Here is a 22,002-nt window from a genome sequence, read left to right on the forward strand (position 1 = left end):
CCGCATCATCGCGCACGCCCGCCACCTGCGCTGCCCCGTGCGTTGCAGCGTAGGGCGATTCGCGGCTCTTGTGGTGATAGGCCCGCTATGGTGAACCAGGACGGAACCTAGCCACGGGGGGCTGGTATGACCGCGTCCGCGGTGCTCACCACGGCGCTCGCATCACGGCGCGAGCAGCCCGGCGTGGACCCGGCCGCGTCCGCCCCGGATCTGGTGGCCGCCGCCGTCGCGATGGCGGCGCGGTTCCGCGCGGGCGGCGCCCTGCACGCCTTCGGCGACGACACGGCCGACGCCCACCACATCGCGGTCGAGTTCGTGCACCCGGTGATCGTCGGCAAGCGCGCGCTGCCGGCCGTCGCCCACGACGGCCTGCGCGCCGCGCACCTGCTGCGCCACGCGGCCGGCCCGGCCGACATCGCGCTGGCCGTCGGCGCCCGGCTGGACGGCCCCACCCGCGACGCGCTGCGTGTGGCGGGGGAGCGCGGCCTGCTGACCGTCGCGCTGACCGGCCCCGCGCCGGACGGCGTGGCCGTGGACCACCTGCTCGCCGTGCCCGGCGCCGATCCGCTGGTGGTCCGCGAGCAGCACGTCACGCTGTACCACCTGCTCTGGGAACTCACCCACGCGGTGCTGGAACGGTCGCCGTGACCGCCCGCCGGGCGATCCCCGACGAGCTGGCGGACTGGGCCGTGGCCCACGCCGGGCAGTCGTGCGTGACCTGCTCGGACACCGCGGTCCCGGCGACCGTGGTGGCGCTGCTGCCCGGCGGGCTGGCGCTGGCCGACGCGGGCGGGGGCCCGGAGGAGATCAGCGTCGCGCTCGTCACGGCGCGGCTCGGCGACACCGTGCTGGTGCACGCCGGGGAGGCCATCACCGTGCTGCCGGAGGTGGCTCCGTGACCGCTGCCGAAAGGGGCGCCCCGGCACAGCTGGGAGCCCTCTACCCCTTCCTGTACGCCGCCCCGGCGCAGCCCGCCTCGTCCAGCGTGGACGACGGTGCGCAGGCTGCCCAGGCGGGCGGTCCGGGGCGGGCGTCCGGTCCGGACACCGGCGCCCGCCACCCGGATCTCATCGCCGCGCTCACCGCGTCCACCGCGGCCAAGCTGCGCGACGCCGCCGCGCTGCGGGCGCGGGTGCTGACCGAGCAGGCCGCGGCGCTGACCGCCTGCGCGGCCGAGCTCGCCGCCGCGCTGGGCACCGGCGGACGGCTGTTCACGTTCGGCAACGGCGGCAGCGCCACCGACGCGGTCGCCTGCGCGGAGCTGTTCGCCGCGCCGCCCGGCCGGGCCCGGCCGCTGCCGGCGTACGCGCTCAGCGCCGACGTGGCCGTGCTCAGCGCGCTGGCCAACGACGTCGGCGTGGAGGCGGTGTTCGCCCGGCAGGTGGCCGCGCACGCCCGCCCCGGCGACGTCGTGATCGGCTTCTCCACCAGCGGGAACTCGCCCAACCTGGTGGCCGGCTTCGCCCAGGCGCGGGCGCGGGGCGTGGTCACGGTCGGGTTCAGCGGCGGCGCCGGGGGACGGCTGGCCGAGCCGGGCGCCGCAGACCATCTGTTCGTCGTGCGGTCGCCGTCGGTGCACCGCATCCAGGAGGCGCAGACCACCGCCTGCCACGTGCTGTGGGAGCTGACCGTGGCGGGGCTCGGTGGCGGCGCGGACCGCCGCCCGCGGGCGGCGCAGGGGGTGTACCCAGATGACCGCAACGATGTCCGCAGAGGTTGACGAGCGGCCGATCCACATCCTGTGGCTCAACGGCGGGCTCAGCTGTGACGGCGACTCGGTGGCGCTGACCGCCGCCACCCAGCCCAGCATCGAGGAGATCGCGCTGGGCGGCCTGCCCGGCCTGCCGAAGATCGCGGTGCACTGGCCGCTCATCGACTTCGAGTGCGGCCCGATGCAGGGCGCGGACAACTTCATCGACTGGTTCCACAAGGCCGACCGGGGCGAGCTGGAGCCGTTCGTGCTGGTGGTCGAGGGTTCCATCCCGAACGAGTCGATCAAGGCGGAGGGGTACTGGGCCGCCTTCGGGGCCGACCCGCAGACCATGCAGCCGATCACCACCAGCGAGTGGCTGGACCGGCTCGCACCCAAGGCCCTGGCCGTGCTCGCGGTCGGCACCTGCGCGACGTACGGCGGCATCCACGCCATGGCGGGCAACCCGACCGGGGCCATGGGCGTGCCCGACTACCTGGGCTGGGACTGGCGCTCGGCGGCGGGCATCCCGATCGTCTGCGTGCCGGGCTGCCCGATCCAGCCGGACAACCTCGCCGAGACCATCACGTACCTGCTCTACCAGGCGGCCGGCCAGGCGCCGATGATCCCGCTGGACGACAAGCTGCGCCCGCAGTGGCTGTTCGGGATGACCGTGCACGAGGGCTGCGACCGGGGCGGCTACTACGAGCAGGGCCAGTTCGCCACGCACTACGGCACGCCGGAGTGCATCGTGAAGATCGGCTGCTGGGGCCCGGTGGTCAAGTGCAACGTGCCCAAGCGCGGCTGGATGAACGGCATCGGCGGCTGCCCCAACGTCGGCGGCATCTGCATCGGCTGCACCATGCCGGGTTTCCCGGACAAGTTCATGCCGTTCATGGACGAGCCGCCCGGCGCCACCGTCTCCTCGGCGGGCAGCGGCATCTACGGCGCGATGATCCGCCGCCTGCGCGGCGTGACCGGCAAGACCGTGGACAAGGAGCCCAAGTGGCGCCACCGCGGCACCGAACTCACCACCGGATACCACCGCTGACCAGCGGCGCTACGAAGAAGGGCGTTGAGACGAGGCATGGCGACGCAGACGGCCGCGGAGGGCCTGGTCGAGATGTCGTGGGATCCGATCACCCGGATCGTCGGCAGTCTCGGCATCTACACCAAGATCGACTGGAAGCAGCGGCAGGTCGTCGAGTGCTACAGCACATCGTCGATCTTCCGCGGCTACAGCATCTTCATGAAGGGCAAGGATCCGCGCGACGCCCACTTCATCACCAGCCGGATCTGCGGCATCTGCGGCGACAACCATGCCACCTGCTCGATCTACAACCAGAACATGGCGTACGGCGTGCAGCCGCCGCACCTGGGTGAGTGGATCGTCAACCTCGGCGAGGCTGCCGAGTACATGTTCGACCACAACATCTTCCAGGAGAACCTGGTCGGGGTCGACTACTGCGAGAAGATGGTCCGCGAGACCAACCCCGGGGTGTGGGAGAAGGCGAAGAACACGCCCGCGCCGCACGCCGAGCAGCACGGCTTCAAGACCATCGCCGAGATCATGACCTCGCTGAACCCGCTGGAGGGCGCGTTCTACCGGGAGGCGCTGCAGGTCAGCCGGACCACGCGGGAGATGTTCTGCCTGATGGAGGGCAGGCACGTGCACCCGTCCACGCTGTACCCCGGCGGCGTCGGCACGGTCGCCACGGTGCAGCTGTTCACCGACTACCTGACCCGGCTCATGCGCTACGTCGAATTCATGAAACGGGTCGTGCCCATGCACGACGACCTGTTCGACTTCTTCTACGACGCGCTGCCCGGCTACGAGAAGGTCGGCCAGCGCCGGGTCCTGCTGGGCTGCTGGGGTGCGCTCAACGACCCGGAGTACTGCGACTTCTCCTACGAGCGGATGAGCGCGTGGGGCAGGAAGATGTTCGTGACGCCCGGCATCATCGTCGACGGCAAGTTGGTCACCAACGACCTGGTCGACATCAACCTGGGCATCCGCATCCTGCTCGGCAGCTCCTACTACGACGACTGGCAGGGCCAGGAGGTCTTCGTCAAACGGGACCCGCTGGGCAACCCGGTCGACGTGCGCCACCCGTGGAACCAGCACACCCTGCCCCGGCCGCAGAAGCGCGACTTCGACGGGGCGTACTCCTGGGTGATGTCGCCGCGCTGGTTCGACGGCACGGACCACCTGGCGCTGGACACCGGCGGCGGCCCGATCGCCCGGCTGTGGTCCACCGCGCTGAGCGGCCTGGTCGACATCGGCTACGTCAAGGCCACCGGCCACAGCGTCATGATCAACCTGCCGAAGACGCTGACCAAGCCCGAGGTCACCTTCGAGTGGAAGATCCCGAAGTGGAGCAACGCGCTGGAGCGCAACCGCGCCCGCACCTACTTCCAGGCGTACGCGGCCGCCGTCGCGCTGCACGCGTGCGAGAAGGCGCTGGGCGAGGTGCGCGCCGGGCGGACGCAGACCTGGGAGCCGTTCAAGGTGCCCAAGGACGCGATCAGCTGCGGCTTCACCGAGGCCGTGCGCGGCGTGCTGTCGCACCACATGGTCATCCGGGACGGGAAGATCGCCAACTACCACCCGTACCCGCCGACGCCGTGGAACGGCAGCGTGCGCGACCGCTACGGCACGCCCGGCCCGTACGAGGACGCGGTGCAGAACACGCCCATCTTCGAGGAGAACTCCCAGGAGAACTTCAAGGGCATCGACATCATGCGCGCGGTACGCAGCTTCGACCCGTGCCTGCCCTGCGGCGTGCACATGTACACCGGCAACGGCTCGGTGCTCAAGAAGCTGCACACCCCGCACGCGTTCGCCTCGGGGGCGGCGTCATGAGCGAGCAGCACTGGGACCGGGTGCTCGAACTCGACCCGCACTCGGTCGGCGTACGCGTGGAAGGGCTGCTCGCCGAGGTGGAGAAGGCGGGCGGCCCGGCGGCGCGGGACGCCGCCGACGGGGTGGTGCGCGAGCTGCTGCACCTCAACGAGGCCGGGCTGGCCCGGCTGCTGGACGGCCTGGTCACCGTGCCCGGCGTGACCGAGGAGCTGCGCGTGCTCGCCGAGGACGAGCTGGTCGGCGGCCTGCTCGCGCTCTACGGCCTGCATCCGGTGCCGATCGAGGAGCGGGTACTGGTCGCGCTGGACCGGGCGCGCCGCCGGCTGGGCCGTGAGTTCACGCTGATCGACGTCGACGCGGCGGGCACCGCCCGGATCGCGCTGGCGGCCGGCTGCGGCGGCGGCTGCGGCGGGGGCGCGGAGGCGGTCAGCGAGACGGTGTGCTCGCTGGTCCAGCAGGCCGCGCCCGAGATCGTGGAAGTGGTCGTGGAGGAGGTGGCGCCCGCGCCGCCGCTGCTGCAGATCGGGCTGCCCTCGGCGACCGCGCCGACCGGCGTGCACGCATGAACCTGCGGCGCTACCTGACCGCGCCGCCCGCCGAGCCCGCGCGGGCGGCGCCGGAACGCTGCGAGCTGTGCGCGGCGCCCATCCCGGCCGCGCACGACCACCTGGTGGACGTGACCGGCCGCTCGCTGCCCTGCGCCTGCCAGGCCTGCTACCTGCTGTTCGTGCCCACGGCCGGAGACGGCGCGGGCGCGGGGGCGCGAGACGGCTCGGGCAGGCGCGGCGCGCGGGGGCGGCGGTACGCGGCCGTGCCGCGTGAGTACGTCGCGCTGCCCGGGTTTGCGCTGTCCGAGGCGGACTGGGCGGCGCTGGACGTGCCGGTGCGGCTGGTGTTCGTGTTCGTCAACAGCGTGCTGGGGCATCCGGTGGCGCTCTACCCGAGCCCGGCGGGGGCGGCCGAGTCGCAGCTGCCGCCGCGGGTGTGGGCGGAGCTGCTGGCGCGGCACCCTTACACGGCGGCGCTGCCCGCCGACGTGATGGCGCTGCTGGTGCACGGCGGGCCGGACGGGCCGGAATGCCACGCGGTGCCGATCGACGCCTGTTACCGCCTGGTCGGGCTGGTGCGCACGCTCTGGCGCGGCTTCGACGGGGGCCAGGAGGCGCGGGCCGCGATCGACGGCTTCCTCGCCGAGGTGCGCTCGCGGGCCGTGCCCGCGCCGGAGCCGCTCGCGGCGGGGGTGGCCGGTGGCTGAGCTGGCCTTCTCGTGTTCGGACGTGCAGCCCGAGCGCTGGGCCGCGTCGCCGACGCTGCGCTTCCGGCTGGGCGTCACCGCGCCCGAGGGCGTACGCGTGCACGCGCTGATCCTCAGCGTCCAGCTGCGCATCGACCCCCGGGCCAGGCAGTACGCCCCCGCCGAGGCCGACGGCCTGCACGGCGTGTTCGGGACGCCCGAGCGCTGGGCGACCAGCATGCAGGCGCTGCACTTCGCCACCGTCGCCGCGGCCGTGCCCGGCTTCACCGGCCGCACCGAGTACGACCTGATGGTGCCCTGCACCTACGACCTCGAACCGGGCCTGGGCAAGTACCTGCACGCGCTGGCCGAGGGCACGGTGCCGGTGACGCTGCTGTTCAGCGGCACCATGTTCACCGCGCCCGGCCCCGGCGACCCGGACGGCGTGCGGGTGGGGCGGGTGCCGTGGGACCGCGAGGCGAAGTACGCCCTGCCCGTGGCGGTGTGGCGCGAGCTCATGGATCTCTACTTTCCCGGCGAGGCCTGGCTGCGGCTGCGCCGCGACACCGTCGACGCGCTGCTGCGCCACCAGGCCCGCCACGCCGTGCCCACCGCCGACGAGGCACTGACCTCCCTGCTCGCCCGCCCGTCCGAGGAGGACGCCCTGTGCCCGACACCACGGTGACCGACCCGTTCGAGCAGGCCCGCGCGGTGGCCGACGCGGTCCTCTACGAGGGCTACCTGCTCTACCCGTACCGCGCCTCGGCGGCGAAGAACCGGATGCGCTGGCAGTTCGGCGTGCTCGTGCCGCCCGCGTACGCCGACGACGCGCTCGGCGAGCACAGCTGGAGCCGTACCGAGCTGCTGCTGGAGCCGCAGCTCGGCGCCCGCCTGCACTGGCGCCTGCGCTTCCTGCATGCCCAGTCGCGCACCGTCGAGCAGCACACCGGCGACGGCTGGCACGAGGTCCCCGAGGCCGTCGTCGACGGCGTGCCCCACCACCGGTTCGACGAGGCCGTCGAGCAGTCCGCTGACCTGGTCCTCGCCCCGGCCGACCTGGTCGGCGCCGCCGAACACGCCGAGTTCTTCGACATCCCCGGCGGCGAGGAGTACGAACACCTCTCCGCCACCGTCCGCCTGCGCCGCGTCCGCCACCCCCTGCGCGGCGAACTCCGCCTCCGCGCCGACCTCCTCCCCGGCCCCTACGGCCTGCTCCGCCTCACCGCCACCGCCACCAACCACACCGACACAAGGAAGGGCACCTTCTTAACGGAATACGTAGAGGAAGGGCACCTTCTTAACGTCCCGGACGAGTCCACGGTGGACGGCCCCCTGGAGCGGCCGGAGGCGCTGCGGCACTCGCTGATCGCGGCGCACAGCGTGTTCGCGGTGACGGACGGCGCGTTCGTGTCGCTGCTCGATCCGCCGGAGTGGGCGATGCCCGCCGTGCGCGAGTGCCACCAGGTGCGCAGCTGGCCGGTGCTGCTCGGACCGGAGGGCAGCCGGGACGTGGTGCTGTCCGCGCCGGTGATCCTGTACGACCACCCGGCCGTCGCGCCGGAGAGCCCCGGGGACATGTTCGACTCGACGGAGATCGACGAGCTGCTGGTTCTGCGTACCCTCACCCTGACCGACGAGGAGAAAGCGCAGGTCCGGGCGACCGACCCGCGGGGGAGCGCGCTGCTGGGCCGGGCGGAGAACCTGCCGCCGGAGGTCTTCGAGCGGTTGCACGGCGCGATCCGCGGCCTGCGCCCGGCGACCCCTGCTCCCTCGAAGGCTGACCTTTTCGGCACCGAGCAGCCGTGGTGGGACCCCGGTGCGGACAGGTCGGTCGACCCCGAGCGCGACACGGTGATCATCGACGGCGTCGCGGTCGGGCGGGGGAGCCGGGTGCGGCTGCGGCCGGGCACCGGGCGGCGCAGCGACGCGCAGGACATGTTCCTGACCGACCGGATCGCGACCGTGCGCGCGGTGCTGCTCGACGTGGACGGCGCGACCCACCTCGCGGTGACCCTCGACGACGATCCCGGCGTCGATCTGCAGATCCTGCAGGGCCGCTTCCGCTACTTCGCCCCCGAGGAGGTCACGGTGGTGTCCGCATGAGCACGGGTGCGGTGGGGCCGCGCAGGGTGCTGTTCGCCGGGCTCGGCAACGTGTTCCTGGGCGACGACGGCTTCGGGGTGGCGGTCGCGCAGCGGCTGGCCGCCGAGCCGTGCCCGGCCTGGGCGCGGCTGGCCGACTACGGCATCCGCGGCGTGCACCTGGCGTACGACCTGATGGCCGGCTACGACGCGACGGTCCTGATCGACGTGGACCAGCGCGGGGACGCGCCGGGCACGGTACGGCTGCTGGAGATCGGCTCGGAGGATCGGGCGGAGCGGCGCGCCGACGACGGGCCGGTGCTGGTGGACCCGCACGGCATGCAGCCGCAGCGGGTGCTCGACCTGCTGGACAGCTGCGGCAGCGCGCCCGGCCGGGTGCTGCTGGTCGGCTGCGAGCCCGCCGATCTGAGCGAGCGGATGGGCCTGAGCCCACCGGTCGAGACGGCCGTGGAGGTGGCCGCGGAGCTGGTGCGGCAACTGTGGGCCGCGGGCCACGCCGCGCTCGCGGGCGCCGCGCCGCTGCCCGCGGGGCTGATGCCGGGTGAACCCATCCCATCCGTGGCGGAGGACCCGGCGGATCCGCTCGCCGTGGAGGCCGCGTCGCTGCTGGACGAGCAGGTGAGGGAGGTGAGGGTATGACACTCAAGCGGGTGGTGACCGGGCTGGTCGCGGCCGGTGTCGTCGCGGTGCTGGTGCGCACGTTCCCGGACATGAAACGCTACTTCAGGATCCGCAACATGTGAGGCGCGGGCAGCGCGAAGGCCGAGGCCGCCGACCGTGTACGCACGGCAGGCGGCCTCACCGCACGGAGCGGGCGAGGCCGCCGGGCCGGTCACCGCAGGGACGCGGCCGCCTGTTCCACGTCGGGCATGATGTGCGGGGCGGTCACCCGGTTGCCGGTCTGCGCCGCCTGCAGCATCGCCTTGGCGGCGAGCTCCCACGAGGTCTGCGGCGCTACCACGAGCAGGTCCACCCGCCGGCCGCCCGTACAGAGCGCGGTCAGCAGGCTCGCGGGCTGGCTGGCGAAGTAGTCGATCCCGATCCATCGGCCGCCGACGTGCAGCGCCACCGGCTGGGGATGCCAGCCGTCTGCCCCGAGCACCACGCCGACGACCGGTCCGTGGATCTCGTCGACGGCCATGACGAGTCCGGGCAGCTCCTCGGCTGGATCCAGCGAGTACGGCCACCATCCGCCGTCGAGCAGCTCCTCGTTGCCGCGCGTGTGCGCCAGGCGCAGCCGCTGCGCCCGCTGGGCGGACCCCGGCACCAGGCCCATCAGGTCGGGCGGGCCGACACGCGGGTTCATGATCCCTGGCTTTCCGGGGCCGTGATCGCCACCGGGGTGGACGAGGGCAGGCCGCCGCGCTCCGTGGTGACGTTCCAGTGCTCGACGACCATGCCCCGGTCGACCCGGAACAGGTCGTAGAACACGCGCGGCGCGTGCCGCACCGTCCCGGTGGACACGGTCAGCACGAACTCGCCGTCGGCGATCGTGGTGTGCCGGCGTTCGTAGCCCGTCCCGGGCGTCCGCCAGGCGGCGGTGAGCGCCTTCACCCCGTTGCCGACCAGCGGATCGTGCTGGATCAGATCCGCCACGAAGAAGTGCTTCAGCCGGTCGTGCTTGCGGCCGATGAGGATCGTGTCGATCAGGTAGTCGACGAGCCTGCCGTTACGGGCACCCTGCTGCGGCCGGGTGACGTCGGCGGGACCGTCGGTCTGGCTGTTCCCGCTGGCGGTCGTGGCGACGACCGCCTGGTGGGCGGCCCAGTGCTCGGCGAGCCGGCCGCGGTCGATCCGGAACACGTCGAAGCCGGCCCGGGCGTGGCCGCCGTCGTCGTGAACACCGTGCACCGCGACCAGGTCGCCCTCAGTCAGCACCCGTACGGTGCGGGCGTTGAAGCCGGGGCCGAGTTCGGCGATCAGCCGGCGTGCCTCGGCGCCTTCGGACCCCACGCGAGGCGGGTCGGCATGCCGGTGCGTGCCCATCTTCGTCGTGGCGGGTTCAGTCATTTCTTCGCTCCTGGCCCTAGTCGCCAGAGCCGGTCGAGCCGCCGTCTCCCGCGATCGGAGAGCGTCACGACGCCGCGGAGCCCGGGCAGGGCCGACGCGTCGGTTGCGCCTGCTTGGCGCGCCATCGCCGACCCCCGGCCGTCGGGCGGGGAACAAATCGACGATTCTGGATCTAAAACTCAGTCTACTCTCTCCGGCGGGTGAATGGCGCTCGCCGCCGGTGTGCCGCGCGGCATGCCCCTGGATCCGCGGCTGGTCACCACCTCATGACCTGCCCATTCGGCCCCGCGGCCGCCATGGCCGCGGGCGGAAAGTGGCTCCCTCTTCGTTTCCGTATCGCCCGCAACCGCGTTGGGTAATCGGAACAAAGGAGGCAATAATGCACGAAATCGGACTCTGTGAGAGCATCCTCGGCGCGGTCACCCAGCGCGCCGACGGGCGGCGGGTCAACCGGGTGAAGGTGCGCATCGGCGTACGGCACGGGGTCGCCGAGCCCGCGCTCAAGCAGGGCTTCGCGCTGGTCGCGACGGGCACCACCGCCGACGGCGCCGAGATCGACATGGTGACCGTGCCGGCCCACGTCGCCTGCGCGGCGTGCGGGCGCCACGAGCAGTCCCTGGACATGCTCCCGGTGTGCGGGCACTGCGGCAGCGCGGACGTGGTGGTCACCGGCGGCGACGACCTCATCCTGGAAGAGCTGCACGTCGCCGACCGGACGGCCTGAGCGCATGTGCCTGGGCATCCCCGGCGAGGTCGTCGAGATCATGACCGACCGGCCGGACCTGGCGCAGGTCGACGTCAGCGGCGTACGCCGCGCGATCAACATCGGGCTGCTGGAGCCCGGTGAGATCGGCGTAGGCGACTGGGTGCTGATCCACGTCGGCTTCGCGCTATCCAAGATCGACGAGGCGGAGGCGCGGGCCGCCATGGACTTCCTGAAGAGCATCGGCGACGCGTACACCGACGAGCTGGCCGCGTTGCAGAACTCGAAGATCGACTAAGGGGCCGAGATGCGTTTCGTGGACGAGTTCCGCGACGCCGAACAGGCGCGGGCGCTGGCCGCCCGGATCGCCGCCCGCTGCGAGCCGGGCCGCGTCTACAAGTTCATGGAGGTGTGCGGCGGGCACACCCACACCATCTACCAGCACGGACTGGAGGACTACCTGCCCGAGCAGGTGCAGCTCGTGCACGGGCCGGGCTGCCCGGTCTGCGTCATCCCGATGGGCCGGGTCGACGACGCCATCGCCATCGCGCGGCGGCCCGAGGTCATCCTGACCTCGTTCGGGGACATGATGCGGGTGCCCGGCGGCGACGGGTCCTTCCTGGACGCCAAGGCGGCCGGGGCCGACATCCGCATGGTGTACTCCCCGCTGGACGCCCTGAAGATCGCCCGGCAGAACCCGGGCCGGCAGGTCGTGTTCATGGCGATCGGGTTCGAGACCACCGCGCCGTCCACCGCGGTCACCGTGCAACGCGCGAAGGCGGAGGGCCTGGCCAACTTCTCCGTCTTCTGCAACCACGTCACCATCATCCCGGCGATCAAGGCCATCCTCGACTCGCCCGACCAGCGCCTCGACGGCTTCCTCGGCCCAGGCCACGTGTCCACCGTGATCGGCTGCGAGCCGTACCGGTTCATCGCCGAGCACTACCGCAAGCCGCTGGTCGTGGCCGGGTTCGAGCCGCTGGACATCCTGCACTCGATCGACATGCTGCTCGCGCAGCTCGGCGACGGGCGCTGCGAGGTGGAGAACCAGTACAGCCGCGTGGTGCCCTGGGACGGCAACGTCACCGCGCTCAAGGTGCTCGCCGACGTCCTCGAACTGCGCCCGTTCTTCGAGTGGCGGGGGCTGGGCTTCATCTCCCACTCCGCGCTCAAACTCACCGAGGCGTACGCCGACTTCGACGCCGAGCGCCGCTTCGACGTGCCCGGCGTACGGGTCGCCGACCCGCAGTCCTGCCAGTGCGGCGAGGTGCTCAAAGGCGTGCTCAAACCGTGGGAGTGCAAGGTGTTCGGCACCGCGTGCACGCCGGAGACGCCCATCGGCACCTGCATGGTGTCGCCCGAGGGCGCCTGCGCGGCGTACTACAACTTCGGCCGGTTCCGCCGGCAGCGGCTGCTGCAGGTGAGCGCCCGATGAGTGCGGACCTCACCGAGGAACTCGTCATGGACCGGGTCGCCCGCGCCCGGCGGGCCCGCGCCCGGGTGCGCGAGGAGCGGCTCACCATGGCCCACGGCGCAGGCGGCAAGGCCACCCAGAGCCTGGTCGAGGCCGTGTTCCTGGAGGCGTTCGACAACCCGCACCTCGCCGAGCTGGACGACGCCGCCGCGCTGACCGTCGGCGGGACGCGGCTCGCGTTCACCACCGACTCGTACGTGGTGTCGCCGCTGTTCTTCCCCGGCGGTGACATCGGCGAGCTGGCCGTCAACGGGACCGTCAACGACCTCGCCGTGGCGGGGGCCCGGCCGCTGTACCTGTCCGCCGGGTTCATCCTGGAGGAGGGGTTCCCCGTCGCCGACCTCGTCCGCATCGTCGCGTCGATGGCGGCCGCGGCCCAGGCGGCCGGGGTGCGCATCGTCGCGGGTGACACCAAGGTGGTCCGGCGCGGTCAGGCCGACGGTTGCTTCATCACGACCGCGGGCGTGGGGGTACGCGAACGCGAGCACTCGCCCAGCGTCGCCGCCGCCCGGCCGGGTGACGCGGTGCTCGTGTCCGGGCCGGTCGGCGACCACGGGATGACCGTCCTGATCGCCCGCGGGGACCTCGACCTGGAGGTCGACCTGCGCAGCGACACCGCGCCGCTGCACGAGCTGACTGCGGCGCTGCTGGACGCGGCCGGGGCGGGGGTGCGCGGCATGCGGGACGCGACGCGGGGCGGGGTCGCCACGGTGCTCAACGAGATCGCGCGGGCGGCCGGGGTGACCGTCGTGGTCGACGAGGAGGCCGTGCCGGTCCGTCCCGCGGTGCGCGGGGCGGCGGAGCTGCTCGGCATCGACCCGCTGTACGTGGCCTGCGAGGGGCGGTTCGTCGCGGTCGTCGCGCCGGAGGCCGCCGACGCGGCCCTGGCCGCCCTGCGCGCGCATCCGCTCGGCGAGCAGGCCGCGATCATCGGCCGGGTCGACGCCGACCCCGCCGAGCTGGTCCTCCTGCGTACCCGCTTCGGCGGCACCCGCATCATGGACCTCCTGGTAGGAGACCCCCTACCCCGCATCTGCTGACCCACCCACCCCCGCCCTGGCCCCTATCCACGGCTCGCGGTCGGTGCTGGCCAGCGGGGGCGGGCCAGCCCGGCGAAGATCGGCGTTTCGTGTCACAAGGTGTCGTGGGACCTCAGGTTTCGACACCAGACGGTGATCTTCGGAGGTGAGCTGGCGGTCAGGGGGTGGGAGGTGGGTGGAGCCAGCTGGTGAGGTGGGCCAGGTGGGGTGGGGTGAGGCCGTCGGCGGGATCGGGGGCGAGGAGGAGGGTGTCGAGACCTCGGGCGGACAGGCGGTCGCGGTAGGACGGGATGCGATCGGCGGCGGCGAGGTCGTCGTCGGCCCAGGCGAGCCGGGTGAGCCCGGGAGTGGCGTCCAGCCAGGCGTTGAGCGCCGTCCACTTGGGCCAGCCGCCGGGGTCGGCGGTGGGAAGAAGTTCGAGCTGGGGCCAGTCGCGGCCGGGGAACGGCGGCCGCATCGAGCGGCGTACCTCCGGCAGCCAGCTCGTCAGCCACACCGGGACGATTCCGGGCGCGGCGGCCAGCTCGGCGAGCGCCGTACACAGCGCGGCGGACACCAGGACGGGACGCGGCTCGAAGCCGACCTCGACGAGCCCGCCGAAGGGGCTGGCCCCGGACGCCGGCCGGACGACGCCGTCGATGTCGAGCACGAGTGCGGTTCTCATCACCCGTAACGTAACCACTTCCCAGCGGCTCCTCAACAACTTGTTGACAAACAGTTTGTTGAACGGGCATCCTGGCCGCATGAGTGGATCATCGGAGGAGCGGTCCGCGGCCGAGACGGAGGACCGCGCCCGCGCCCGGCTGAGCGCCCGCGGCGGCGACGAGCTGCCCCGGCTGCCCTGGCTGGCAGGCCGGCAGCCGCACGACGCGGTGACCCTGATCCGTCAGGTGCTGTGGCGCGCCGGCACCGACCGGGCCGCCCTGGAGCTGCCCGAGGACCTGCTCGCCGCGCTCACCCTGCTGGCCACGGCCCGCGCCGAGCTGGACCAGCTGGAGGCGGGGCTGCTGTTCGTCGGCCGCGCCGAGGGCCTGACCTGGGCACAGATCGCCGAGGCGCTCGGCCTGCGCACCGCACAGGCGGCACAGCAGCGGCACGAGCGGGTCACCGCCCGGCTCGCCGGTGACGCGGACGGCGGCGCGTGACCACGGCCGGCCGCGTGGTGCCGCTGGCGCAAGCCGGTCCGGACTGCGGCGGCAAGGCGGCGGCGCTCGCTGTCCTGCTCCGCGCGGGCCTGCCGGTGCCGGACGGCTTCGTGGTCACCGACCCGTCCACCGACGAGGCGGCCGTCAGGGCAGCGCTGGCGCGGCTGCGCCCCGGCCCGTACGCGATCAGGTCGTCGGGGCTCGGCGAGGACGGCGCCGCGGCGTCGTTCGCGGGCCAGCTGGAGACGGTGCTCGGCGTACGTGACCCGGACGAGGTCCTGGCGGCGATCCGGCGCTGCGCGGCGTCCGGCGACGCCCCGCGGGCGCGGGCCTACCGGGAGCGGCTCGGCCTGGGCGATCGGACGGCCGTGCCCGTGCTCGTGCAGGAACTCGTGGCGGCGGACCGGGCGGGGGTGCTCTTCACCCGGGATCCCCGCGACGGCGGGGACAGGATCGTCATCAACGCCGCGTGGGGGCTGGGCGAGTCCGTCGTCTCCGGCGCCGTCGTGCCGGACGAGATCACGGTATGGCGCGAGGGCGGCGCACGCGTCGCCTTCGGTGACAAGCGGACCCGCCTCGATCCTGGTCCGGACGGCCCGATCCGGTCGGACGTGCCCGAACCGGCTCGCTTCCACGTCTGCCTCGGCCCGGAGGAGATCCTCCCGCTGGCGGCGCTCGGCTGGCGCTGCGAGGAGCTGTTCGGCCGCCCCCAGGACGTCGAGTGGGCCGTGTGCGACGGCCGCTTCTGGCTGCTCCAGTCACGCCCCATCACCACACCGCTCGCACCGGCGCCCGGATCCGCGCCGGATGCCGTTCGGCCCAGCGCCCCGGAGCGGCCGGACCCCGAGTCGCTGCTGGTCGTCGGGGTGGCGAGCAGTCCCGGGCAGGCTCGCGGACCGGTGCGGCTGGTGCGGTCCGTCGACGAGTTCTCGCGGGTACGCCCCGGTGACGTGCTCGTCTGCCGCACCACCGATCCGGCGTGGACGCCGCTGTTCCGCGTGGCCGCGGCCGTCGTCACGGAGACCGGCGGGCTGCTCAGCCACGCGGCGATCGTGGCGCGGGAGTACCGGATCCCGGCGGTCGTGGGCGCCACCGGCGCCCTGTCGAGGCTGATCGACGGCGCGTACGTCGTCGTGGACGGCGCTCTCGGCACCGTCACCCTCACCAGGTCCCCGAGCTGAAAGGCAGCCGATGCACCCGTCGCCCACCGACCTGCTGTCGCTCCACGCGGTCCGGCTGAAGGGCTTCGCCGACACCGGTGCCGTGGCCGCGCGTTTCGGCCTCGACCCCGCGCAGACCGGCGAGGAGCTGCTCGACGCGGAGGCGTACGGCTGGGTGACCCGTTCCGCGTTCGCGGGCCTGTCCGGCTGGTCGCTGACCGAGGCGGGCCGCCGCCGCAATGAGGCGCAGCTGAGCGAGGAACTCGACCGGGCCGGCGCCCGCGCGACGGTCGTCGCCGTGCACGACGGCTTCGTACCCCTCAACGAGCAGGCGACCGGTGCCTTCACCGCCTGGCAGCTCGGCACGGCCGGTGCGGTGCCGGGCCGCTTCGCCGCGCTCGCCGACGCCCTGCACCCGCTGGAGCAGCGGCTGGCCGCGCAACTGGGCCGCTTCGGCGGCTACCACCACCGGTTCGCCACCGCGCTGGCCCAGGCGGCGGCGGACCCGGCCTGGATCACCGGCATGGAGGTGGACTCGTGCCACCGGGTGTGGTTCGAGCTGCACGAGGACCTCATCGCCTCGCTCGGCATCTCCCGGTAGCCGGCGATCCGGCTGTGCCCGCTCCTGAGGGCGTGGCTCGCCGCGACGACCGTATGTCGGGTGACCGGTGCTTACGCTCCGTGGCGGTGGCGGGTATCGTGTGCGGCCATGCCTAGGACGGTCGGGGTGCGGGCCACGGTCCGCGACATCGCGGCGGAGACGGGTCTGTCGATCGCGACGGTGTCCCGCGTGCTCAACGGCGCGACCAACGTCGCGCCGCACACGCGTGAACTGGTGTTGCAGGCGGTGCAGCGGCGCGGCGACAAGGCCCCGCTGCGCCGCGGCGACCAGCCGCCCGCCTCCGGCGCGATCTTCGTACGCTGCCCGTACGTGCTCACCGACTATTTCGGGCTGATCGTCAGCTCGATCGCGGAGACCATCGAGCTGCACGGGCGGCAGATGGTGCTGAACGCGGGCGAGGCGGCGCAGTCGGTGTCGGTGCTGCCGGGCCTGACCGAGCGGCCGGGCATCGCGGGCGCCATCATGATCCTCCCCCCGGACCCGCCGGAGCACCTGGTCCGGCTGCGCGACCAGCAGTTCCCGTTCGTGGTGATAGATCCGCGCACACAGCCGCCGAAGGACATCGTGACGGTGTCCGCGGCGCACTTCGCCGGGGCGCGGCGGCTGATGTCGCACCTGGTGGAGCTGGGCCACCGGCGGGTCGGCATCATCGGCGGCCCGCCGGAGTGGCTGGCCAACGACGCGCGTATGGCCGGCTACGTCGCGCCCTTGGCCGACGCGGGCGTGCTGCCCACGCCGGAGCTGGTGCGGCACGTGAACGAGCCGAACACGGAGAACGGCTACCGGGCGGCCGGAGAACTGCTCGACCTGCCGCAGCGGCCGACGGCGCTGGTGGCGTTCAACGACAAGATGGCGGTCGGCGCGCTGGCCGCGGCAGCCGAGCGCGGGCTGCGGGTGCCGCAGGACCTGTCGGTGGCCGGGTTCGACGACATCGACGTGAGCCGGGCGACGACGCCGATGCTGACCACGGTGCGCCAGCCGCTGCAGGAGATGGGCCGGATGGCGGTGACCATGCTCATGCGGCTGCTCGACCGGCACACCCTGGAGGCGGTGCACGTATCGCTGGGCACCGAACTCGTCATCCGCGACTCGACCGCGCCCATCGGTGGGCGCTGACTCGATCTTTGAAGCGCCAGGCAGACGCCAGTTTCATTTTGTTTCAATGAAACACTGGTGTTTGATGCTGTCTTTCTCGGACATTGCCAACCCTTGACAGGCAAGAAAGCTAGATGTTTCATTGCTGTCAACAGAACCTCGATCATTTTGTTACATCAGTTACATCGAGGGTTCTGGGTACCGAGGAACATCCGGGCCGGGTACGGCGGGAGCCCCACCGCCGCCCGGCCCGCCCACAGCATCACGCGAACCGTCACGACGCGCCGCCTCTCACGCGGCGTGCCCGGCGGGGATCGCGTGCCATCTCGCGTCGAAAGGAGGGTCCCGCGTGTTCCGTCCTCGATCAGGCTGGACCACCGCCATCGCGGTCACCGCCACCACGGCCACCGCGCTGCTGGTGGGCGGCTCGATGATCGCCCAGCCCGCGCTGGCCGCCAACGAACCGGTGAGCATCTGGCTCACCACCACCTCCGACTCCGGCGGGCGCACCGTCACCCGGGGTCTGCAGCAGCAGGCCAACATCAACTTCGGTCCGGCCGGCGGCACCGCGAACCACACGATCACCGTCAATGAGGGCACCACATACCAGCAGTTCGAGGGCGGCGGCGCGTCCATCACGGACACCACGGCATACCTGTTGCGCGGCGGCCCGATCAGCGCGGCCACCCGTGACCAGGTGATGGCCAAGCTGTTCTCGCCGAGCCAGGGCATCGGCCTGTCGTTCGTGCGCAACCCGATCGGCGCCTCGGACCTGTCCCGGCCCGGCAACGTCTCGCTCGACGACACCTGCTGCAACCTCAACGACTTCGGCAGCAACGGCTACGACACCAACGTCCGGCTGCTCACCCAGCAGGCCAAGCAGCTCAACCCCGCCCTGCGCGTCAAGGGCGTGCCGTGGAGCGCCCCGGGCTGGATGAAGGACAACGGCCGGATGGACCAGATGGGCTGGCTCAAGGCCGAGTACTACGGCCTGTACGCCCAGTACCTGGTCAAGTACATCCAGAGCTACCAGGCGATCGGCGTGCCGGTCGACTACATCTCGGTGCAGAACGAGCCGAACTGCTGCCAGGCCGGCAACCCGACCGCGATGGACTACCCGGGCATGAACTGGAACACGTCCGGGCTGATCGAGCTGACCAAGAACCACGTCTACCCGGCGTTCCGCGCCGCGGGCATCAACACCAAGGTGCTGATCCACGACTGGAACTACGGCGACTACGCCAGCATGAGCGCGGGCACCCTGGCCGACACGGGCATCCGCAACGACCCGCTGTTCGGCGGCATCGCCTGGCACGGCTACTTCGGCGACCCGGCGGTCGGCACCCAGGTGCACAACCAGTACCCGTCGGTGAAGCAGTTCAGCACCGAGCACTCGGGCGGCACCTGGATCGGCAACCAGCACAACGAGGACCTGGCCGACATCGTCAACTACGCCCGTAACTGGAGCGGCAGCCTGGTCAAGTGGAGCCTGGCGCTCAACCAGAACATGGGCCCGCACAACGGCGGCTGCGGCACCTGCACCGGCCTGATCACCGTGCAGGAGGGCGGCTCCCGGGCCGGCCAGGTCGACTACACCATCGAGTACTACACCACCGGCCACCTGACCAAGTTCGTCAAGCCGGGGGCGTACCGGATCGACTCCACCGCCAACGGCACCGTGCAGAACGTCGCGTGGAAGAACCCGGACGGCTCGAAGGCCCTGATCGCGCACAACGGCGGCACCTCGTCGCAGTCGGTCCGCGTCAACTGGGGCAACCAGTCCTTCGTGTACACCCTGCCGGCGCGTACCACCGCGACCTTCACCTGGTCGGGCACGCCCGGCAGCGGCGGGGGCGGCGGCGGTACGGGCACCAGCCCGATCACCGGCCTCGGCGGCAAGTGCATCGACGTGGCCGGCGCGGCCACCGCCAACGGCACCGCGATCCAGATCTACGGCTGCAACGGCACCGGCGCGCAGTCCTGGACCCGCGACTCGTCCGGCCGGCTGAGCGCGCTCGGCAAGTGCATGGACATCGTCGGGCCCAGCGCCGCGAACGGCACCCTGGTGCACCTGTGGGACTGCCACACCGGCACCTCGCAGAAGTGGACCTACAACAGCTCCACCCAGCAGTTCGTGAACCAGTTCTCGGGCACCTGCCTCGACGTCAAGGACAACACCTCGGCCGACGGCACCCGCCTGCAGATCTGGTCCTGCACCACGGGCGCGAACCAGAAGTGGAGCTTCTCATGAGGCGGCGGGCGATCGTCTCGGCGCTGACCGCGTCGGTGCTGGCGAGCGTGGGCGTGGCCGTGGTGGTCGTGCTCGGCGCCCCGTCGGCGCAGGCCGCCGTCACGTCGGGCACCACGTACACGGTGGTCAGCAAGAACAGCGGCAAGTGCGTGGACGCGCGGTCGGCGGCCACCGCCAACGGCACCGCGGTGCAGCAGTACACCTGCAACGGCACCACGGCGCAGCAGTGGCGCTTCGACGCGACCAGCGGCGGCTACTTCCGCGCCGGGGTCGGCCCGAACGTCAACCAGGTCTGGGACGTCTCCAACGTCTCGACCGCCGACAACGCCGCCATCCACCTGTGGCTGTACGGCGGCGGCAACAACCAGCAGTGGCTGCCGGTGCAGGAGGCCGACGGGGCGTACCACTTCGTCAGCCGGCACAGCGGCAAGTGCCTCGACGTGCCGGCGGCCTCCACGGCCGACAGCGTGCAGCTGGTCCAGTACACCTGCAACGGGACGGGAGCGCAGTCGTTCTACCTCACCCCGGTCGGCGGCCCGCAGCCGTCGCCCAGCACCGTGCCGCCTAACCCCGGCAACCCCGACCTCGGGCCGAACGTGCGCATCTTCGACCCGTCGATGTCGGCCTCGACCATCCAGTCCCAGCTGAACAGCGTCTTCTCCGGCCAGGAGACGAACCAGTTCGGTTCGCAGCGGTACGCGCTGATGTTCAAGCCGGGCAGCTACAACGTCAACGTCAACGTCGGCTTCTACACGCAGGTCCTCGGCCTGGGCTTCTCCCCGGACGCGGTGAACATCAACGGCTCGGTGCACGTGGAGGCCGACTGGTTCCCGCCGAACAACGCCACCCAGAACTTCTGGCGCGGGTCGGAGAACCTGTCGGTCACCCCGACCGGCGGCACCGACCGCTGGGCCGTGTCCCAGGCGGCGCCGTACCGGCGCATGCACGTGCGCGGCAACCTGCTGCTCGACGACGGCGGCTGGGCCAGCGGCGGCTGGTTCTCCGACGTGAAGGTCGACGGCCAGGTGAACTCGGGCAGCCAGCAGCAGTGGATCACGCGTAACTCGCAGTTCGGCAGCTGGACCGGCTCGAACTGGAACATGGTGTTCGTCGGCACGCAGGGCGCGCCCGGCAACACGTTCCCGAGCCCGCCGTACACCAACGTCGGCAACACCCCGGTGGTGCGCGAGAAGCCGTTCCTATACGTCGACAGCCAGGGCGCGTACCAGGTGTTCGTGCCCGCGCTGCGCAGCAACAGCACCGGCACCACCTGGGCGTCGGGCACCCCGGCGGGCACCTCGCTGCCGATCAGCCAGTTCCACATCGTGAAGGCCGGCGCCACCGCGGCCTCCATCAACGCGGCCCTGGCCGCCGGGCAGAACCTGCTGTTCACGCCCGGCGTCTACCACGTCAGCGACACCATCCGGATCACCCGGCCCGACACCGTCGTGCTGGGCCTGGGCCTGGCCACCGTCATCCCGGACAACGGCGTGATGGCGATGTCGGTCGCCGACGTGGACGGCGTCAAGGTCGCCGGCATCCTCATCGACGCGGGCACCACGAACTCGTCCGTGCTGATGCAGGTCGGCCCGGCCGGCTCCGGCGCGAGCCACGCGGCCAACCCGACCTCGCTGCACGACGTCTTCTTCCGCATCGGCGGCGCGGGCGTCGGCAAGGCGACCACCAGCCTCGTCATCAACAGCCACGACGTGATCGGCGACCACACCTGGATCTGGCGCGCCGACCACGGCTCGGGCGTCGGCTGGAGCACCAACACCGCCGACACCGGCCTGGTCGTGAACGGCAACAACATCACGTTCTACGGCCTGTTCGTCGAGCACTACCAGAAGTACCAGGTGATCTGGAACGGCAACGGCGGCCGGACCTACTTCTTCCAGAACGAGATGCCGTACGACCCGCCGAACCAGGCGGCCTGGATGAACGGGTCCACCCGCGGCTACGCGGCGTACAAGGTGGCCAACTCCGTGACCTCGCACCAGGCGTGGGGCCTCGGCAGCTACTGCTACTTCAACGTCAACCCCTCGGTCGTCGCCGATCGGGCCTTCGAGGTCCCGGCCAGCGGCACCGCCTTCCGGAACATGGTCACCGTCTCGCTCGGCGGCACGGGGACCATCGCCCGGGTGATCAACAACACCGGCGGCACGGCGAACTCGTCCAACACCGTCGTCAACCTCGTCGCCGGCCCATAGCCCGGCGGCGAATCCACGGAACAACCCCGGCCGTCCGGCGCGAGCTTCGCCCGGACGGCCGGAGGGGCCGGGCATCCAGCGCGGCCCCGCTGCTGACAGGCAACTCGGCACCACCTACATACCCCCGCTCTGGAGGAAGTCCATGGGTTCTGCAATATCCGGCGCCCGCCGCCGCCTGCTCACGGTCGCGACGCCGCTGCTCGCGGTCGGTCTCGTCCTCGGCACCGCCGCCTGCGGCGGCAGCGAGGAGCCCGGCAAGCCGGGCGGCAAGGTCAAGCTGACCATCGCCACCTTCGGTGAGTTCGGGTACAAGGAGCTGTACAAGGAGTACCAGCAGCTGAACCCGAACGTGGAGATCACTGAGCGGATCACCAAGGCCGAGGACCACCACAAGAACCTCGCC

Annotated in this window: 24 protein-coding genes and 1 pseudogene; 22 read left to right on the forward strand and 3 right to left on the reverse strand. The window is 72.1% G+C overall.

What is annotated here, in order from left to right; translation table 11 throughout:
* Positions 1-126 precede the first annotated feature (126 nt).
* The 11 genes from Cba03nite_RS37100 to Cba03nite_RS40705 are packed head-to-tail and all read left to right on the forward strand — an operon-like array spanning position 127 to position 8,632.
* Positions 127-648, forward strand: coding sequence for a phosphoheptose isomerase family protein (locus tag Cba03nite_RS37100; RefSeq protein WP_203756866.1), 522 nt, complete (start codon positions 127-129; stop codon positions 646-648).
* Positions 645-899 carry a HypC/HybG/HupF family hydrogenase formation chaperone gene (locus tag Cba03nite_RS37105; protein ID WP_203756867.1) on the forward strand — a complete coding sequence of 85 codons (255 nt, stop codon included), beginning with the start codon at positions 645-647 and terminating at the stop codon, positions 897-899. The genes Cba03nite_RS37100 and Cba03nite_RS37105 overlap by 4 nt, the downstream gene beginning before the upstream one ends.
* On the forward strand, positions 896-1,720 hold the full coding sequence (locus Cba03nite_RS37110) for a D-sedoheptulose-7-phosphate isomerase (protein ID WP_203756869.1): 825 nt from the start codon (positions 896-898) through the stop codon (positions 1,718-1,720). Before Cba03nite_RS37105 ends, Cba03nite_RS37110 begins: the two co-directional genes overlap by 4 nt.
* Positions 1,704-2,741 (forward strand): NADH-quinone oxidoreductase subunit B family protein, encoded by a 1,038-nt coding sequence (locus Cba03nite_RS37115; RefSeq protein ID WP_203756871.1) that lies wholly within the window; start codon positions 1,704-1,706, stop codon positions 2,739-2,741. The genes Cba03nite_RS37110 and Cba03nite_RS37115 overlap by 17 nt, the downstream gene beginning before the upstream one ends.
* A 36-nt stretch (positions 2,742-2,777) precedes the next feature.
* The gene (locus Cba03nite_RS37120; protein WP_203756873.1) at positions 2,778-4,553 is read left to right on the forward strand and encodes a nickel-dependent hydrogenase large subunit; all 1,776 of its coding nucleotides are present in this window, start codon (positions 2,778-2,780) and stop codon (positions 4,551-4,553) included.
* Complete coding sequence (locus Cba03nite_RS37125; protein WP_203756875.1) at positions 4,550-5,119, forward strand: NifU-related iron-sulfur-binding protein; 570 nt, start codon at positions 4,550-4,552, stop codon at positions 5,117-5,119. Before Cba03nite_RS37120 ends, Cba03nite_RS37125 begins: the two co-directional genes overlap by 4 nt.
* Complete coding sequence (locus Cba03nite_RS37130) at positions 5,116-5,808, forward strand: DUF5947 family protein (RefSeq protein WP_203756877.1); 693 nt, start codon at positions 5,116-5,118, stop codon at positions 5,806-5,808. Before Cba03nite_RS37125 ends, Cba03nite_RS37130 begins: the two co-directional genes overlap by 4 nt.
* The gene (locus tag Cba03nite_RS37135; RefSeq protein WP_203756881.1) at positions 5,801-6,472 is read left to right on the forward strand and encodes a DUF6084 family protein; all 672 of its coding nucleotides are present in this window, start codon (positions 5,801-5,803) and stop codon (positions 6,470-6,472) included. The genes Cba03nite_RS37130 and Cba03nite_RS37135 overlap by 8 nt, the downstream gene beginning before the upstream one ends.
* On the forward strand, positions 6,454-7,890 hold the full coding sequence (locus tag Cba03nite_RS37140) for a hypothetical protein (RefSeq protein WP_203756884.1): 1,437 nt from the start codon (positions 6,454-6,456) through the stop codon (positions 7,888-7,890). Before Cba03nite_RS37135 ends, Cba03nite_RS37140 begins: the two co-directional genes overlap by 19 nt.
* Positions 7,887-8,528, forward strand: a complete 642-nt coding sequence (locus tag Cba03nite_RS37145) for a hydrogenase maturation protease (protein ID WP_203756886.1) — start codon at positions 7,887-7,889, stop codon at positions 8,526-8,528. Before Cba03nite_RS37140 ends, Cba03nite_RS37145 begins: the two co-directional genes overlap by 4 nt.
* Positions 8,525-8,632: a DUF6893 family small protein gene (locus Cba03nite_RS40705; protein WP_371821521.1), complete on the forward strand. Its 108-nt coding sequence runs from the start codon at positions 8,525-8,527 to the stop codon at positions 8,630-8,632. The genes Cba03nite_RS37145 and Cba03nite_RS40705 overlap by 4 nt, the downstream gene beginning before the upstream one ends.
* 89 nt (positions 8,633-8,721) lie before the next feature.
* On the opposite strand, the gene Cba03nite_RS37150 is transcribed toward Cba03nite_RS40705, so the two are convergent.
* Both Cba03nite_RS37150 and Cba03nite_RS37155 read right to left on the reverse strand, forming a co-directional pair.
* Positions 8,722-9,195 carry a DUF5994 family protein gene (locus Cba03nite_RS37150; protein WP_203756888.1) on the reverse strand — a complete coding sequence of 158 codons (474 nt, stop codon included), beginning with the start codon at positions 9,193-9,195 and terminating at the stop codon, positions 8,722-8,724.
* On the reverse strand, positions 9,192-9,899 hold the full coding sequence (locus tag Cba03nite_RS37155; RefSeq protein WP_203756891.1) for a nuclear transport factor 2 family protein: 708 nt from the start codon (positions 9,897-9,899) through the stop codon (positions 9,192-9,194). Before Cba03nite_RS37155 ends, Cba03nite_RS37150 begins: the two co-directional genes overlap by 4 nt.
* 379 nt (positions 9,900-10,278) lie before the next feature.
* On the opposite strand from Cba03nite_RS37155, the gene Cba03nite_RS37160 reads away from it, so the two are divergent.
* Genes Cba03nite_RS37160 through hypE form a run of 4 tightly spaced genes read left to right on the forward strand, consistent with a single transcriptional unit; the run spans position 10,279 to position 13,116 of the window.
* On the forward strand, positions 10,279-10,623 hold the full coding sequence (locus Cba03nite_RS37160) for a hydrogenase maturation nickel metallochaperone HypA (RefSeq protein ID WP_203756893.1): 345 nt from the start codon (positions 10,279-10,281) through the stop codon (positions 10,621-10,623).
* Between the two features lie 4 nt (positions 10,624-10,627).
* On the forward strand, positions 10,628-10,900 hold the full coding sequence (locus Cba03nite_RS37165) for a HypC/HybG/HupF family hydrogenase formation chaperone (RefSeq protein ID WP_203756895.1): 273 nt from the start codon (positions 10,628-10,630) through the stop codon (positions 10,898-10,900).
* A gap of 9 nt (positions 10,901-10,909) precedes the next feature.
* Positions 10,910-12,037: a hydrogenase formation protein HypD gene (gene hypD / locus Cba03nite_RS37170; RefSeq protein WP_203756897.1), complete on the forward strand. Its 1,128-nt coding sequence runs from the start codon at positions 10,910-10,912 to the stop codon at positions 12,035-12,037.
* Positions 12,034-13,116, forward strand: a complete 1,083-nt coding sequence (hypE, locus tag Cba03nite_RS37175; protein ID WP_275411640.1) for a hydrogenase expression/formation protein HypE — start codon at positions 12,034-12,036, stop codon at positions 13,114-13,116. The genes hypD and hypE overlap by 4 nt, the downstream gene beginning before the upstream one ends.
* A 157-nt stretch (positions 13,117-13,273) precedes the next feature.
* On the opposite strand, the gene Cba03nite_RS37180 is transcribed toward hypE, so the two are convergent.
* A complete protein-coding gene (locus Cba03nite_RS37180; RefSeq protein WP_203756899.1) occupies positions 13,274-13,780 on the reverse strand; it encodes an HAD domain-containing protein in 507 nt (168 codons plus the stop codon).
* Between the two features lie 79 nt (positions 13,781-13,859).
* Here Cba03nite_RS37180 and Cba03nite_RS37185 point away from each other — a divergent pair, with 79 nt between their 5' ends.
* The 7 genes and pseudogenes from Cba03nite_RS37185 to Cba03nite_RS37215 form a co-directional block, all read left to right on the forward strand.
* Positions 13,860-14,261, forward strand: a complete 402-nt coding sequence (locus Cba03nite_RS37185) for a DNA-binding protein (protein ID WP_203756901.1) — start codon at positions 13,860-13,862, stop codon at positions 14,259-14,261.
* Complete coding sequence (locus Cba03nite_RS37190; protein WP_239126301.1) at positions 14,258-15,442, forward strand: PEP/pyruvate-binding domain-containing protein; 1,185 nt, start codon at positions 14,258-14,260, stop codon at positions 15,440-15,442. Before Cba03nite_RS37185 ends, Cba03nite_RS37190 begins: the two co-directional genes overlap by 4 nt.
* A 10-nt stretch (positions 15,443-15,452) precedes the next feature.
* Entirely contained in the window at positions 15,453-16,022 is a 570-nt protein-coding gene (locus Cba03nite_RS37195) for a transcriptional regulator (protein WP_203756903.1), read from the forward strand.
* A 108-nt stretch (positions 16,023-16,130) separates the two neighbouring features.
* On the forward strand, positions 16,131-17,159 hold the full coding sequence (locus Cba03nite_RS37200) for a LacI family DNA-binding transcriptional regulator (RefSeq protein ID WP_203756905.1): 1,029 nt from the start codon (positions 16,131-16,133) through the stop codon (positions 17,157-17,159).
* A gap of 328 nt (positions 17,160-17,487) precedes the next feature.
* Positions 17,488-19,389 (forward strand): ricin-type beta-trefoil lectin domain protein, encoded by a 1,902-nt coding sequence (locus Cba03nite_RS37205; RefSeq protein ID WP_239126302.1) that lies wholly within the window; start codon positions 17,488-17,490, stop codon positions 19,387-19,389.
* Positions 19,386-21,599, forward strand: coding sequence for an RICIN domain-containing protein (locus Cba03nite_RS37210; RefSeq protein WP_203756907.1), 2,214 nt, complete (start codon positions 19,386-19,388; stop codon positions 21,597-21,599). The genes Cba03nite_RS37205 and Cba03nite_RS37210 overlap by 4 nt, the downstream gene beginning before the upstream one ends.
* Before the next feature lie 142 nt (positions 21,600-21,741).
* A pseudogene (locus Cba03nite_RS37215) lies at positions 21,742-22,002 on the forward strand (hypothetical protein); the annotation flags it as partial.

The organism is Catellatospora bangladeshensis (genome assembly GCF_016862575.1).
In the GTDB taxonomy this organism is placed as follows: domain Bacteria; phylum Actinomycetota; class Actinomycetes; order Mycobacteriales; family Micromonosporaceae; genus Catellatospora; species Catellatospora bangladeshensis.

Coding starts and splice junctions, on each gene's coding strand:
- Cba03nite_RS37100 (WP_203756866.1), top strand. CDS start 127: ATGACCGCGTCCGCGGTGCTCACCACGGCGCTCGCATCACGGCGCGAG.
- Cba03nite_RS37115 (WP_203756871.1), top strand. CDS start 1,704: ATGTCCGCAGAGGTTGACGAGCGGCCGATCCACATCCTGTGGCTCAAC.
- Cba03nite_RS37120 (WP_203756873.1), top strand. CDS start 2,778: ATGGCGACGCAGACGGCCGCGGAGGGCCTGGTCGAGATGTCGTGGGAT.
- Cba03nite_RS37125 (WP_203756875.1), top strand. CDS start 4,550: ATGAGCGAGCAGCACTGGGACCGGGTGCTCGAACTCGACCCGCACTCG.
- Cba03nite_RS37130 (WP_203756877.1), top strand. CDS start 5,116: ATGAACCTGCGGCGCTACCTGACCGCGCCGCCCGCCGAGCCCGCGCGG.
- Cba03nite_RS37145 (WP_203756886.1), top strand. CDS start 7,887: ATGAGCACGGGTGCGGTGGGGCCGCGCAGGGTGCTGTTCGCCGGGCTC.
- Cba03nite_RS40705 (WP_371821521.1), top strand. CDS start 8,525: ATGACACTCAAGCGGGTGGTGACCGGGCTGGTCGCGGCCGGTGTCGTC.
- Cba03nite_RS37150 (WP_203756888.1), bottom strand. CDS start 9,195: ATGAACCCGCGTGTCGGCCCGCCCGACCTGATGGGCCTGGTGCCGGGG.
- Cba03nite_RS37155 (WP_203756891.1), bottom strand. CDS start 9,899: ATGACTGAACCCGCCACGACGAAGATGGGCACGCACCGGCATGCCGAC.
- Cba03nite_RS37160 (WP_203756893.1), top strand. CDS start 10,279: ATGCACGAAATCGGACTCTGTGAGAGCATCCTCGGCGCGGTCACCCAG.
- Cba03nite_RS37165 (WP_203756895.1), top strand. CDS start 10,628: ATGTGCCTGGGCATCCCCGGCGAGGTCGTCGAGATCATGACCGACCGG.
- hypD (WP_203756897.1), top strand. CDS start 10,910: ATGCGTTTCGTGGACGAGTTCCGCGACGCCGAACAGGCGCGGGCGCTG.
- hypE (WP_275411640.1), top strand. CDS start 12,034: ATGAGTGCGGACCTCACCGAGGAACTCGTCATGGACCGGGTCGCCCGC.
- Cba03nite_RS37180 (WP_203756899.1), bottom strand. CDS start 13,780: ATGAGAACCGCACTCGTGCTCGACATCGACGGCGTCGTCCGGCCGGCG.
- Cba03nite_RS37185 (WP_203756901.1), top strand. CDS start 13,860: ATGAGTGGATCATCGGAGGAGCGGTCCGCGGCCGAGACGGAGGACCGC.
- Cba03nite_RS37195 (WP_203756903.1), top strand. CDS start 15,453: ATGCACCCGTCGCCCACCGACCTGCTGTCGCTCCACGCGGTCCGGCTG.
- Cba03nite_RS37200 (WP_203756905.1), top strand. CDS start 16,131: ATGCCTAGGACGGTCGGGGTGCGGGCCACGGTCCGCGACATCGCGGCG.
- Cba03nite_RS37210 (WP_203756907.1), top strand. CDS start 19,386: ATGAGGCGGCGGGCGATCGTCTCGGCGCTGACCGCGTCGGTGCTGGCG.